Annotated in this window: 10 protein-coding genes; 5 read left to right on the forward strand and 5 right to left on the reverse strand. The window is 66.7% G+C overall.

Translation table 11 applies throughout. The features are described 5' to 3' along the window. Nucleotides 1-379: 379 nt before the first annotated feature. The gene (locus AC6HZP_RS03540) at nucleotides 380-1,744 is read left to right on the forward strand and encodes an NAD(P)-dependent oxidoreductase (protein WP_497525420.1); all 1,365 of its coding nucleotides are present in this window, start codon (nucleotides 380-382) and stop codon (nucleotides 1,742-1,744) included. Nucleotides 1,745-1,753: 9 nt separating this feature from the next. Beyond that, on the forward strand, nucleotides 1,754-3,076 hold the full coding sequence (preA, locus tag AC6HZP_RS03545; RefSeq protein ID WP_497525421.1) for an NAD-dependent dihydropyrimidine dehydrogenase subunit PreA: 1,323 nt from the start codon (nucleotides 1,754-1,756) through the stop codon (nucleotides 3,074-3,076). Nucleotides 3,077-3,091: 15 nt separating this feature from the next. Here preA and AC6HZP_RS03550 read toward each other — a convergent pair whose 3' ends face one another. The 5 genes from AC6HZP_RS03550 to AC6HZP_RS03570 all read right to left on the reverse strand — a co-directional run bounded on the left by AC6HZP_RS03550 (nucleotide 3,092) and on the right by AC6HZP_RS03570 (nucleotide 8,824). Then, a complete protein-coding gene (locus tag AC6HZP_RS03550; protein ID WP_497525422.1) occupies nucleotides 3,092-4,315 on the reverse strand; it encodes a YeeE/YedE family protein in 1,224 nt (407 codons plus the stop codon). Nucleotides 4,316-4,417: 102 nt separating this feature from the next. Further along, complete coding sequence (locus tag AC6HZP_RS03555) at nucleotides 4,418-5,353, reverse strand: sulfurtransferase (protein ID WP_497525423.1); 936 nt, start codon at nucleotides 5,351-5,353, stop codon at nucleotides 4,418-4,420. A gap of 275 nt (nucleotides 5,354-5,628) precedes the next feature. Beyond that, the gene (locus tag AC6HZP_RS03560; protein WP_497525424.1) at nucleotides 5,629-7,296 is read right to left on the reverse strand and encodes an FAD-dependent oxidoreductase; all 1,668 of its coding nucleotides are present in this window, start codon (nucleotides 7,294-7,296) and stop codon (nucleotides 5,629-5,631) included. Nucleotides 7,297-7,436: 140 nt separating this feature from the next. Beyond that, nucleotides 7,437-8,105, reverse strand: a complete 669-nt coding sequence (gene rutR / locus AC6HZP_RS03565; RefSeq protein WP_201402269.1) for an HTH-type transcriptional regulator RutR — start codon at nucleotides 8,103-8,105, stop codon at nucleotides 7,437-7,439. Nucleotides 8,106-8,260: 155 nt separating this feature from the next. Next, nucleotides 8,261-8,824 carry a cupin domain-containing protein gene (locus AC6HZP_RS03570; protein WP_201402270.1) on the reverse strand — a complete coding sequence of 188 codons (564 nt, stop codon included), beginning with the start codon at nucleotides 8,822-8,824 and terminating at the stop codon, nucleotides 8,261-8,263. Nucleotides 8,825-8,946: 122 nt separating this feature from the next. Between AC6HZP_RS03570 and aptA the strand changes: the two genes are divergently transcribed. The 3 genes from aptA (at nucleotide 8,947) to AC6HZP_RS03585 (ending at nucleotide 13,205) form a co-directional block, all read left to right on the forward strand. Beyond that, complete coding sequence (gene aptA / locus AC6HZP_RS03575) at nucleotides 8,947-10,269, forward strand: omega-aminotransferase AptA (RefSeq protein ID WP_497525425.1); 1,323 nt, start codon at nucleotides 8,947-8,949, stop codon at nucleotides 10,267-10,269. Nucleotides 10,270-10,285: 16 nt separating this feature from the next. Beyond that, a complete protein-coding gene (locus AC6HZP_RS03580; RefSeq protein WP_305798449.1) occupies nucleotides 10,286-11,794 on the forward strand; it encodes a CoA-acylating methylmalonate-semialdehyde dehydrogenase in 1,509 nt (502 codons plus the stop codon). A 160-nt stretch (nucleotides 11,795-11,954) separates the two neighbouring features. Further along, a complete protein-coding gene (locus tag AC6HZP_RS03585; protein WP_497525426.1) occupies nucleotides 11,955-13,205 on the forward strand; it encodes a Zn-dependent hydrolase in 1,251 nt (416 codons plus the stop codon). Nucleotides 13,206-13,228 lie beyond the last annotated feature (23 nt).

The following is a 13,228-nucleotide window of genomic DNA, read 5'->3' on the forward strand; positions in this document are numbered from 1 at the left end:
GGGCTGGGCCATGCCGGGAATTCCCCGATCAACTGGTCAAAAAACAGACTTGCCCGAAAAATAGGCTGATCGGACAGGCTGGAGCGGCGCGGGATGGCTGCGGGCTGGGCGGTTCGCGCAATTTTGATGCGTCGCCAGCGCGGCATAGCGGCGTCCTTCCGCTGGAAACGGAATGCCGTGATATTGTGCAAAGCACAGTTTGGAATGGCTCAAATCAAGCCTTGACGGTTTCCAGAAAGTTTGTCCAAATGATCAAGACTTCGACGCGGCCCGGACACAATAAAGAGGGGCGAGCCGTGTTGTCGGATCGATGCCGGACGGCATGGCGCCGGCCGGAACTGGACCCAGGGCCCTAGGCGGCCGACAGGGAGGGACGCATATGCCCACGCATGTGCCGGACATTGCAACGGGCCGTCTGTCGCCCGACGAATACGTCGCCAATTTTCTCGATATCCATCCGCCGCTCGATCGGCACCAGGCGCTGGTCGAGTCCGATCGCTGCTATTTCTGCTACGACGCGCCCTGCGTGAAGGCGTGTCCGACCTCGATCGACATCCCGCTCTTCATCCGCCAGATCCTGACCGACAATCCGGAAGGCTCGGCCGAGACGATCCTGTCGCAGAACATTTTGGGCGGCATGTGCGCCCGCGTCTGCCCGACCGAGACGCTCTGCGAAGAGGCCTGCGTCCGCGAGGCGGCCGAGGGCAAGCCGGTCAAGATCGGCCTGCTGCAGCGCTACGCCACCGACGTGCTGATGGAAGAGCGCGGCGAGCAGCCCTTCGCCCGGGCGGAGGCGACCGGCAAGCGGGTCGCCGTCGTCGGAGCGGGGCCGGCCGGCCTCGCCGCCGCGCACCGCCTCGCCATGCACGGCCACGACGTCGTCATCTATGACGCGCGCCAGAAGGCCGGCGGCCTCAACGAATACGGCATCGCCGCCTACAAGGCGCCGGACGATTTCGCCCAGAAGGAAGTCGACTTCGTGCTGTCGATCGGCGGCATCACCGTCGAGCACGGCAAGGCGATCGGCCGTGACATCAGCCTGTCGGAACTGCGCGCCAGCTATGACGCCGTGTTCCTCGGCATGGGGCTCGCCGGCGTCAACGCGCTCGGGCTTTCGGGCGAGGATCTCGACGGCGTCGCCGACGCGGTCGACTACATCGCCGATCTCCGCCAGGCGACGGATCTGGGCACGCTTCCGGTCGGCGGCCGCGTTGTCGTCGTCGGCGGCGGCATGACGGCGATCGATGTCGCCGTGCAGTCGAAGCGCCTCGGCGCCAAGGAGGTCACCGTCGTCTACCGCCGCGGCCAGGCCAGGATGGGCGCGTCGGAATATGAGCAGGACCTCGCCCAGACCGACGGCGTGCTGATCCGCCACAACGCCAAGCCGAGCCGGCTCGTCACCGAGGCGGGCCGGGTCACGGGCATCGAATTCGAGGAGACGCGCGAGGAGGACGGCAGGCTGGTTGGCACCGGCGCTCTCTTCACGCTTGCCGCCGACACCGTGTTCAAGGCGATCGGCCAGACCTTCGTCCCCGCCGCCTTGAACGGATCGGCCGAGACGATCGCGCTGGAAAATGGCAAAATCCGTGTCGACGACGAGCGGCGCACGACGCTTCCGGGCGTCTGGGCCGGCGGCGATTGCGCCGCAACCGGAGAGGATCTGACGGTGGCTGCCGTCGCGGACGGCCGTATCGCCGCCGAATCCATCCATCTCGCGCTCTCGACCCCGTCAGTCGCGGCCTAGGAGGAACCCATGGCCAATCTCGCCTCGACCTTCGCCGGCATCAAGTCGCCCAACCCGTTCTGGCTGGCCTCCGCGCCGCCGACCGACAAGGCCTACAACGTCGTCCGCGCCTTCAGGGACGGCTGGGGCGGCGTCGTCTGGAAGACGCTCGGCACCGATCCGCCTGTCGTCAACGTCTCCGGCCCGCGCTACGGCGCCATCCACTCGAACGACCGCCGCCTGATCGGCCTCAACAACATCGAGCTGATCACCGACCGGCCGCTCGAGGTCAATCTGCGCGAGATCAAAGAGGTCAAGCGCGACTGGCCGGACCGCGCCGTGGTCGTCTCGCTGATGGTTCCCTGCGAGGAGCATTACTGGAAGGACATCCTCGCCAAGGTCGAGGAGACCGAGGCGGACGGCGTCGAGCTGAATTTCGGTTGCCCGCACGGCATGAGCGAGCGCGGCATGGGAGCCGCCGTCGGCCAGGTTCCCGAATATGTCGAGATGGTCACGCGCTGGTGCAAGCAGCACACGCGCATGCCCGTCATCGTCAAGCTGACGCCCAACATCTCCGATATCCGCACCTCGGCGCGCGCCGCGCATAATGGCGGCGCTGATGCCGTGTCGCTGATCAATACCATCAACTCGATCATCGGCGTCGACATCGACAATTTCGCGCCGATCCCGACGGTTGACGGCAAGGGCAGCCATGGCGGCTATTGCGGCCCGGCGGTGAAGCCGATCGCGCTCAACATGACGGCCGAGATCGCTAGGGATCCGCAGACCCGCGACCTGCCGATCTCCGGCATCGGTGGCATCACAACCTGGCGCGACGCGGTCGAGTTCATGGCGCTCGGCGCCGGCAACGTGCAGGTCTGCACCGCCGCCATGACCTATGGCTTCCGCATCGTGCAGGAGATGATCTCGGGCCTGTCCGACTACATGGACAAGCACGATTTCGAGACGATCGAGCCGATCGTCGGCCGCGCCGTCGGCAATGTCACCGATTGGCAGTATCTGAACCTGAACTACGTCGCCAAGGCGAAGATCGACCAGGATCTCTGCATCAAGTGCGGCCGCTGCCACATCGCCTGCGAGGACACCTCGCACCAGGCGATCACCTCGATGCTCGATGGCGTCCGGCACTTTGAAGTCATCGACGCCGAATGCGTCGGCTGCAATCTCTGCGTCAATGTCTGCCCGGTCGATAACTGCATCACCATGGAGCAGATGGTCGAGGGCGTCGATCCGCGCACCGGATTCGCGATCACCGACCAGTATGCCAACTGGACGACGCACAAGAACAACCCGATGGCGAAGTCCTTCGTCCCGGCCGAGCCGGCGGAATAGGCAGCCTTCGGAAGTTCAGGCCGTCGCGCGCGTGGCGCGGCGGCTGATCGCCAGCGTCGCCGAGACGCCGATCGTGCAGAAGACGAGGAAGACCCAGCCCGACAGCGCGCCGGCATGGATGCCGGAGAGCAGCACGCCGACCGTGCAGCCGAGGCCGGTCATCGCCCCCCATCCCATCAGAATGCCGCCGACGAGCCCCTTGGCGACCTGCTTCGGCGTCGGCCAGGTAGGCGTGAACTGGCCGGCGACCAGCGCCGCGGCGAAGCTGCCGGCGATGAGCCCGCCGACCAGCGCGCCGTTCTTCGACAGGATAGCGGATTTGACGGCCGTGGCGCAGCCGCGCAAGGCATCGAGTCCGTGCAGCGTCTCGGGCAGCGCGCCGAGCGCGGCGCTCGACGTGCGCGCGATGCTGCCGAGCTCCGCCGTGACGCCGAGCGGGCCGACGCGCAGGAAGGCGAAGGCGGAGATCACGGCGATCGCCGCCCCGCCGAGGCTGTAGGGCCAGCGCTCGACGAAGACGCGCCGCAGCAGGAACCTGACCTGCCCATGCTCTCCCTCCGGCTCCGCAGCGCGCGCGACCGGTCGACCCAGCCAGAACGCCGCGAGGATCAGCGCCGCCAGCACGGCGAGGCCGAGCGCGAGCGTGCCCTCATAGCCGAGATGGTGTGGTAGCCAGACGGAGGGCGCCGTCGCGACGGCCGCGACATAGATAAAATTCCAGGTCAGGAAGCCGAGCCCGAAGCCGATCAGCGCGCCGAGCAGGGCGAAGGGCGAGGTCGGCGAACCTTCGCCGAGGCGGTAGAGATGGCCCGACAGGCAGGATCCCGAGATCGCCATGCCGATGCCGAAGACGAGGGACGCCGCCGCGAGCGCCAGGCTGACCGGGCCGATATGCGCGTCCGGCGGCAGCGCGCCCGGCCGGATCACCGGCATCCAGGAGGCGATGACGATCGGGTAGAGCAGCGCGCCCAGCGCCAGCGCAACCAGGATCGCGACCACGCCGCGCGCGTCGCGCCGCTCCTGGAAATCGCGGAAATGGCAGAGAAAGCAGAAGCGCGAGCGCTGCAGCACGATGCCGAAGGCGAGCCCGACCAGCAGCGAGAAGGCGATGGCGCGACCCTCGCTGGTCGCCTCCGTCGCAAAGCGCGCGAGGAGCAGGACGCCGCCGACGATGGCGACGCCGATGGCGATCCGCAGCGACAGGGGCGATTGGGCGACAGGCGGTTCGGCGACGGGCATGGAAGGTGTCCGCGAAAGGCAAAAAATGGAGTCGCGGACGCACCAAGGCGGGCACCGCCTGCGCGATGCCCGCCCGGATATGAACCGCTCGATGGGCGATGTTTACTTGCCGGTCCAGACCGTGCCGGCGAGGTTGACGACCGGGACGCCGACGCTGTTGCCGTATTCCGTCCACGAGCCGTCATAGTTGCGGACGTCGTAGCCGAGGATGCGGCTCAGCGCGAACCAGGTGTGGCTGGAGCGCTCGCCGATGCGGCAATAGGTGATGACCGGCTTGGAACCGTCGACGCCGACCTCGGCGTAGATCGCCTTCAGCTCCTCGGGCGACTTGAAGCGGCCGTCCTCGGCCACAGCCTTGCCCCAGGGCACGTTGACGGCGCCCGGGATGTGGCCGGCGCGGACGGCGAGCTCCTTGACGCCCTCCGGCGCGAACACCTTGCCCTCATATTCCGGAGCGGAACGGATATCGACGAGGACGTCGTCCTTCTGCTTCTCGACCGTGGCGATGACGTCGGAGAGGCGGGCGCGCAGCGCGTTGTTGCGCTCGGGCAGGTCCAGCGTGGTGGCGGCATGCTCGGGCGTGCGCGTGTCGAAGGGCAGGCCCTTGGCTTCCCAGTATTTGCGGCCGCCGTCGAGCAGTTTCACCTTGTCGCCGAAGCCGTAGACGTCGAATACCCAGGCGCCCCAGGCGGCGAACCAGTTGTTGTTGTCGCCATAGAGGATGACGGTCGTGTCCGGGCCGACGCCGGCCTCGCGCAGCTTGGCCTGGAAGGCCTCGCGCTGGGCGATGTCGCGGCTGACCGAGTCGACCAGCTCCGTGTGCCAGTCGAGATTGACGGCGCCGGCGATATGGCCGCGCTCGTAGAGGCCGGGATCGACGCTGACCTCGAAGACGCGGATGTCCGGATGGTCGAGATTGTCGGCGAGCCACTCGGCCGAGACGAGCGGGCCCTCAGGAACCGTCGCCTGCGCGGCGAAGGGCAGCGCCAGCGCGGCGGTGAAGCCGATGCCGGCGAGGATGTTTCGGATGGATTTCATGACGCACTCCCCAGTCGTGAGCCATGATCATCCCGCATGCCCGCCGGCTGGCGAAGGAACGTGGATCCAAATCGTCCTGATAGAGGGGATCGTCGTTCTCAATCACGAGTGGAGTTGAGAATTGCGACGGTAGATTTCTGGAAATACGTCCGAAGCGGCGCGATTTGCACTGGCGGGCGCGTGGATCATCGGAGGCGCCAAACCGTTACACGAAATTGTTCTGTCGGGCGGCGCGCCGGGACTCGCCGCCTGAGCTGTGTCTTCAGTCAAGCCAATCAGGCCGAGGCGGCCTTCCGGCCCTCGCGCGCCAGGTACTGGTGCACGAAGGCGATCGCCATGCTGCCCTCGCCGACGGCGGCGGCGACGCGCTTGACCGGGCTCAGCCGCACGTCGCCACAGGCGAAGACGCCGGGAACGCTGGTCTCGAGCAGATAGGGATCGCGGTCCGGGAAGGCCTGGCCGGTCTTCCTCAAATCGTCGCCCGTCAGCACGAAGCCGCGCGCGTCGCGGGCGATCTCGGGCGGCAACCACCCCGTCTCCGCGTCGGCGCCGATGAAGTTGAACACGCCGCCGCAATCGTGCCGGCTGGTCTCGTCGCTTTGATTGCTGCGGATGTCGATCGCCGTCAGGTTGGTCTCGCCATGCACGGCGACGATCTCGGAATGCAGCAGCGCCGTGATGTTCGACTTGGCGCGGATCTGGTCGATCAGATATTGCGACATGCTCTTTTCGAGCGAGTCGCCGCGCACGACCAGCGTGACCGTGTTGGCGTGGTTGGCGAAATAGAGCGCCGCCTGGCCGGCGGAATTGCCGGCGCCGACGAGGTGGATGTTGAGGCCGTGCGTGGCGCCGACCTCGCTGCGCGCCGCGCAGTAATAGATGCCCTTGCCGATGAAGCGGTCGAAGCCCTCGATCGACATGCGGCGCCAGGTGACGCCGGTTGCGAGGATGAGGGTGCGCGCCTGCACGACCTCGCCGCCGTCGAGGGTGATCCGGTGCGCGGCGGGATCGATGTGCTCGACGGCGCGCGTCACCAAAATCTCGGCGCCGAGGCGGCGCGCCTGCTGCAGCGCGCGGCTCGCCAGTTCGTCGCCGGAGACGCCGCTCGGGAAGCCGAGATAATTCTCGATCCGCGACGAGGTGCCGGCCTGCCCGCCGGGCGCCTCGCGCTCGATGACGATGGTCCGGAGCCCCTCCGAGGCGCCATAGACGGCAGCCGCGAGGCCGGCCGGTCCGGCGCCGATGATGGCGACGTCATATTCGGCGACGCGCGGTTTTGTCTGCAGGCCGAGGCGATCGGCGAGCGTGCGGATGTTCGGGCGGAGCAGGGTCTCGCCATCCGGGAAGCGCAGCGCCGGGCAGCTCTCTTCCGGCGGGCAGGGGCCGGCCCATTGCGCCGGCAGGTCGGGCGAATCCGGCGTCAGCCAGTTGAACGAGATCTGGTTGCGGGCGAGGAAGCGGCGGATGTCGCCGCCGGCGGTGTCCCAGCGGTCGCAGACCAGCGTGACGCGTGGCTTCTGCGGCTCGGCGGCGAGGCTCTGCAGCCCGCCGATCCGCTCGCGCGCCAGCGCGCTGACCTTCTGCGAGACGTCGGGCGCGATCGCCGCGAGCGCGTAATAATGCTGCAGCTCGATCCGCATCACGCGCGAGGGTTCCGCCGCGCGATAGCTGCCGGGGAAGGGCGAGCCGAGCGCGATCGGCACCTCGCCGAAGATTTGGCCGGGATTGCGCCAGCCGAGCGTTTTTTCCACGCCGTCGAACGTCTTCACCACCTCGATCTTGCCGGAAAGCACGGCATAGAGCGCGGGTTCCTCTCCGGCATGCACGGCGAATTCGTTGACGGAAAGGCTGATGTCGGCGGCGTTCCGCGTCAGCCGCTCGATCTGTTGCCGGGGAAGCGAAGAAAAAAGGGGAATTGCCGCTACGTCGTCCATCGTCAGCATGCTTGATGAGTCCGATATCCGAGCCAAGTTTGCTTGACTGGATTAGCAGGACGGCGGCCGTTGTTCCAGATGAAGGCGAGGTCGCGCAAATTCGTTCCGGCCGAGGCGCCGGCGCGGTCGTTTCTTTCCGGCGGCAGGGGTTATTGCGGCTTGGGCAGCAGGCCGTTCAGGAAGATCGCTTCGAGCGTCTGCGTCGCCGTCTCGAAATGGCGGTTGTCGCCGGTCGCCTCGCCGAGCGTGGCGCGGACCTGGACGTCGAAATCGGCATAATGCTGCGTCGTCGCCCAGATCATGAAAATGAGGTGGTGCGGGTCGATCGGCGCCAGGCGCCCCTCGGCGATCCAGCGCCGGACGACTTCGGCCTTGTCGTCGACCAGCGTCTTCAGCCGCGTCTCCAGCACGCCGCCGAGGATCGGCGCGCCCTGCATGATCTCCATGGCGTAGAGCCGCGACGCCTTCGGGTTCTCGCGCGACATCTCCAGCTTGCGGTCGATGTAGCTGCGGATCTCGGCGACGGGATCGTCGCCCTCGCCGAGCGCTTCCAGCGGCTGCAGCCAGAGTTCCAGCGTCCGGCGCAGGATCGCCAGGTAGATGTCTTCCTTGCGGCGGAAATAATAGAGCAGGTTCGGCTTGGTCATGCCGGCGAGATCGGCGATCTGGTCGACGGTCGCGCCGCGAAAGCCGTAGCTCGAGAAGATCTCCAGCGCGGCGTCGAGGATGCGCGCCTCGTTCTCCGCCTGGATGCGCGTGCGCTTCTTGGTCTGGCGCGCGCGGGCGGTGTTGGCAGGCGTCAGGGCGACACGTGTCATGACGGATTGAGGCTTTCCCGTTGGATCTCCGCGGCGCGTTGGGTCATCCGTCCGTTCTGGCTCGCTCGGCTCCGCATGCGACGCCGTTTGACGCCTCAGGAGACTTTCGGCCGATTCCGGCCCGATTTCAATGGTTTCGCGCCGCGCCTCTCCGGTTAGAAGCTCGGCGGCGTGCAGGCGGAGACCAGTTCCAGGTCCTCCTCGCCGACATTGCGGAAGGCGTGCGGCTTGCGGCTGTCGAAGAAATAGGCATCGCCGGCGGCGAGCTCATAGCGCGCGCCGTCGACTTCCAGCACCATGCGGCCGCGGATGATCAGGCCGGCTTCCTCGCCCTGGTGCGACAGCATCGCCTTGCCGGAGACGGCGCCCGGCTTGTAGCGTTCGTGCAGCATCTGCAGCGACCGGCCCTCGAGATTGCTGCCGACCTGGCGGTACGAGATCTTGCCGCCGCCGATCTCCTTCAGCTCGGCGGCGCGGAACACGACCTGCTCGGCCGGCGGCCGCGCCTCGGCGAAGAATTCCGACAGGCTGAACGGGATGCCGGAAAGGATCTGCCGCAAGCCGGAGACGGAGGGGCTCATCCGGTTCGCCTCGACCATCGAGACGGTGGCGTTGGAGACGCCGGCGCGCTTCGCCAGCGCCCGCTGCGAAAGGCCGTGGCGGATGCGCAGCTCGCGCAGCCTGCCGCCGACATCGATGTCGAAATGCGAGGCGTTCATGCGTTCGATATAAAGAACATTCTTAACGCCCGCAACCGTTTGACCGGGTTTGGCCCTACGGATACGTTCGAGAAAGTGACCGGCCGCGCTTGAAAATCGGCTGTAGAGGGACACCCAGCATCATGAACACGGCGCCTATTCCGAACAACCTCGAAGCCTTCTGGATGCCGTTCACGGCAAACCGGCAGTTCAAGCAGAACCCGCGCATGCTGGTTGGCGCCAAGGACATGCACTACACCTCGGCCGATGGCCGCCAGATCCTGGACGGCACCGCCGGCCTCTGGTGCGTCAATGCCGGCCACGGCCGTCCGAAGATCGTCGAGGCGGTGTCGAAGCAGGTCGCCGAGCTCGACTACGCGCCGGCCTTCCAGATGGGCCACCCGAAGGCGTTCGAGCTGGCCGCCCGCCTTTCGGCGATGATGCCGTCGCCGCTCGACCATGTCTTCTTCACCAATTCCGGCTCGGAATCGGTCGATACCGCGCTGAAGATCGCGCTCGCCTATCACCGCGCCAAGGGCAACGGCACCAAGTTCCGCCTGCTCGGCCGCGAGCGCGGCTATCACGGCGTCGGCTTCGGCGGCATCTCGGTCGGCGGCATTTCCGGCAACCGCAAGACCTTCGGCACGATGCTGACCGGCGTCGATCACATCCGCCACACGCATGACCTCTCGCGCAACGCTTTCACCCGCGGCGAGCCGGAGCATGGCGTCGAGTTCGCCGACGATCTGGAAAAGGTCATCGCGCTGCACGACGCGTCGAACATCGCCGCCCTGATCGTCGAGCCGGTCGCCTGCTCGACGGGCGTGCTGGTGCCGCCGAAAGGCTATCTGAAGCGGCTGCGCGAAATCTGCGACAAGCACGACATCCTGCTGATCTTCGACGAGGTCATCACCGGCTTCGGCCGCCTCGGCACGCCCTTCGCCGTCGACTATTTCGACGTGGTTCCCGATCTTGTGACGACCGCCAAGGGCCTCACCAGCGGCGTCGTGCCGATGGGCGCGGTGTTCGCGTCGAAGAAGATCTATGATGCGTTCATGAACGCACCCGAAAACACCATCGAGCTGTTCCACGGCTACACCTATTCGGCGCATCCGGTCGCCTGCGCCGCGTCGCTCGCGACGCTCGACGTCTATGAGGAAGAGGGGCTGCTGACCCGCGTCTCCGAGATCAGCAGCTATTGGGAGGACGCGCTGCACAGCCTGAAGGGCCTGCCGAACGTCATCGACATCCGCAACATCGGCCTGATCGGCGCGATCGAGCTGGAGCCGATCCCGGGCAGCCCGACCAAGCGGGCGTTCCAGGCCTTCCTCAAGGCCTATGAAAACAACCTGATGATCCGCACCACCGGCGACATCATCGCGTTGTCGCCGCCGCTGATCATCGAGAAGAGCCATATCGATCAGATCGTCGAGACACTCTCGACCGTCCTGAAGCAGATCGACTGAGGCTCGGGAGGACACAATGGATACAATTGCCCTGAACACCATCACCAATCTGGTCGACGGAAAGCCCTCGCCGTCGAATTCGACGCGCAGCCAGCCCGTCTACAATCCCGCCACCGGCGAGGCCGCGGCGACGCTGCCGCTCTCGACCGCCGCCGAGCTCGACGCGGCGGTCGCCTCGGCCAAGGCGGCGTTTCCGGCCTGGGCCGACACGCCGCCGATGAAGCGCGCCCGCGTGATGTATCGCTTCAAGGACCTCCTGGAGAAGAACGCCGACAGGATCGCCCGCGCCATCTCGGCCGAGCACGGCAAGACGCATGACGACGCGCTCGGCGAAGTGCAGCGCGGCCTCGAGGTGGTCGAGTTCGCCTGCGGCATCCCGCATCTCCTGAAGGGCGAATATTCGCGCAATGTCGGCCCGGCGATCGACACCTATTCCGATCGCCATGCGCTCGGCGTCGTCGCCGGCATCACGCCGTTCAACTTCCCCTGCATGGTGCCGCTCTGGATGTATCCGGTGGCGATCGCCTGCGGCAACACCTTCATCCTGAAGCCGTCGGAGCGGGATCCCGGCGCCGCCATGCTGGTGGCGGAGCTGCTTTATGAAGCGGGCCTGCCGAAGGGCGTGCTCAACGTCGTGCATGGGGACAAGGAAGTCGTCGACGCGATCCTGCACCATCCCGACATCAAGGCGGTCTCCTTCGTCGGCTCGACGCCGATCGCCGAATATGTCTACGCCACCGGCACCAAGGCCGGAAAGCGGGTGCAGGCGCTCGGCGGCGCCAAGAACCACATGGTGGTGATGCCCGACGCCGACATGGACAAGGTCGCCGACGCGCTGATGGGCGCCGGCTACGGTTCGGCCGGCGAACGCTGCATGGCGGTCTCGGTCGCCGTGCCGATCGGCGAGAAGACGGCCGACAAGCTGGTCGAGACGCTGGCGCCGCGCGTGCGGGCGCTGAAGATCGGCCCGGCGACGGACCGCGACGCCGAGATGGGCCCGCTGGTCACCAAGCAGCACATGGAGAAGGTGCTCGGCTATATCGACAAGGGCGTCGCCGAGGGCGCCAAGCTCGTCGTCGACGGCCGCGGCTTCAAGTTGCAGGGCTACGAGAACGGCTACTTCGTCGGTGGCACGCTTTTTGATCATGTGGACAAGGACATGACGATCTACCGCGAGGAGATCTTCGGTCCCGTGCTCGCGGTCCTGCGGGCCGGTTCCTATTCCGAGGCACTCGAGCTGATCAATGCCCATGAATTCGGCAATGGCACCGCGATCTTCACCCGCGACGGCGACGCCGCGCGCTCCTTCGCCGACAAGGTCGAGGCGGGCATGGTCGGCATCAACGTGCCGATCCCGGTCCCTGTCGCCTATCATTCCTTCGGCGGCTGGAAGCGCTCGGTATTCGGCGACCACGCCATCTACGGACCGGAGGGCGTGCACTTCTACACCCGTCTGAAGACGGTGACGACGCGCTGGCCGGACGGGATCAAGTCCGGTGCGGTCTTCAACTTCCCGACGATGTGACGCTAAGGTGTCGTCGGGTCAGTCCTCTGATTCCAGCCTCCCCGTCCTGACGGGGAGGCACACCGCCGCGATCGCTCGCGGCGGGATGGCGTTGCGTGTTTTTTCCGATCGCCCGGCTGGAGACGCTGGCCGGGAGCTCTAACGACGAAAGACGACCTGCATGACGGCTCCGACCGATAATCTCCGCATCAATGGCGAACGCCTCTGGGACAGCTTGATGGAGATGGCCAAGGTCGGCCCGGGCATAGCAGGCGGCAACAACCGCCAGACGCTGACCGATTCCGACGCCGAGGGGCGCGCGCTGTTCCAGTCGTGGTGCGAGGCGGCCGGCCTGACGCTCGGCGTCGACCAGATGGGCACGATGTTCGCGACCCGTCCGGGCACCGATCCCGAGGCGCTGCCCGTCTATGTCGGCAGCCATCTCGACACCCAACCGACGGGCGGCAAATATGACGGCGTGCTCGGCGTGCTGGCGGGCCTCGAGGTCGTCCGCTCGCTGAACGATCTCGGCATCCGCACGAAGCACCCGATCGTCGTCACCAACTGGACCAACGAGGAGGGCGCCCGCTTCGCCCCGGCCATGCTGGCGTCGGGCGTGTTCGCCGGCGCGCTGACGCTCGACTATGCCTATGAGCGCCGGGATCTCGAAGGCAAGAGCTTCGGCGAGGAGCTGAAGCGCATCGGCTGGGTCGGCGACGAGCCGGTCGGCGCCCGCAAGATGCACGCCTATTTCGAATACCACATCGAGCAGGGACCGATCCTCGAGGCGGAAGCGAAGCAGATCGGCGTCGTCACCCATTGCCAGGGTCTGTGGTGGCTGGAAGTGACGCTGACGGGCCGTGAGGCGCATACCGGCTCGACGCCGATGAACCTCCGCGTCAATGCCGGCCTCGCCATGGCGCGCATCTTCGAGATGGTGCAGGCGGTGGCGATGGAGAACCAGCCGGGCGCCGTCGGCGGCGTCGGTCAGGTCAATTTTACGCCCAATTCGCGCAACGTGCTGCCGGGCAAGGTCGTGTTCACGATCGATATCCGCAGCCCCGACCAGGAAAAGCTGGACGGCATGCGCGCGCGGATCGAGACCGAGGCGTCCGAGATCGCGGCCGAGCTCGGCGTCGGCTGCGCGATCGAGGCGGTCGGCCATTTCGATCCCGTAACCTTCGACCCGACGCTGGTTTCGCGCGTGCGCGCAGCGGCCGAGCGGCTCGGCTACAGCCACATGAACCTCATTTCCGGCGCCGGCCACGACGCGTGCTGGACGGCCAAGGTGGCGCCGACCACCATGATCATGTGCCCCTGCGTCGGCGGTTTGTCGCATAATGAGGCTGAGGAAATCAGCCCGGAATGGGCGGCGGCGGGCGCCGACGTGCTCATGCATGCCGTGCTGGAGACCGCTGAAATCGCCGGCTGAACCCGGCAAACCAAAAGAATGGC

This window comes from Kaistia sp. SLG-1, from assembly GCF_059699055.1.

Excerpts from the sequence above, each read along its gene's own strand:
- AC6HZP_RS03540 (WP_497525420.1), top strand. The coding sequence starts at position 380 with ATGCCCACGCATGTGCCGGACATTGCAACGGGCCGTCTGTCGCCCGAC.
- preA (WP_497525421.1), top strand. The coding sequence starts at position 1,754 with ATGGCCAATCTCGCCTCGACCTTCGCCGGCATCAAGTCGCCCAACCCG.
- AC6HZP_RS03550 (WP_497525422.1), bottom strand. The coding sequence starts at position 4,315 with ATGCCCGTCGCCGAACCGCCTGTCGCCCAATCGCCCCTGTCGCTGCGG.
- AC6HZP_RS03555 (WP_497525423.1), bottom strand. The coding sequence starts at position 5,353 with ATGAAATCCATCCGAAACATCCTCGCCGGCATCGGCTTCACCGCCGCG.
- AC6HZP_RS03560 (WP_497525424.1), bottom strand. The coding sequence starts at position 7,296 with ATGCTGACGATGGACGACGTAGCGGCAATTCCCCTTTTTTCTTCGCTT.
- rutR (WP_201402269.1), bottom strand. The coding sequence starts at position 8,105 with ATGACACGTGTCGCCCTGACGCCTGCCAACACCGCCCGCGCGCGCCAG.
- AC6HZP_RS03570 (WP_201402270.1), bottom strand. The coding sequence starts at position 8,824 with ATGAACGCCTCGCATTTCGACATCGATGTCGGCGGCAGGCTGCGCGAG.
- aptA (WP_497525425.1), top strand. The coding sequence starts at position 8,947 with ATGAACACGGCGCCTATTCCGAACAACCTCGAAGCCTTCTGGATGCCG.
- AC6HZP_RS03580 (WP_305798449.1), top strand. The coding sequence starts at position 10,286 with ATGGATACAATTGCCCTGAACACCATCACCAATCTGGTCGACGGAAAG.
- AC6HZP_RS03585 (WP_497525426.1), top strand. The coding sequence starts at position 11,955 with ATGACGGCTCCGACCGATAATCTCCGCATCAATGGCGAACGCCTCTGG.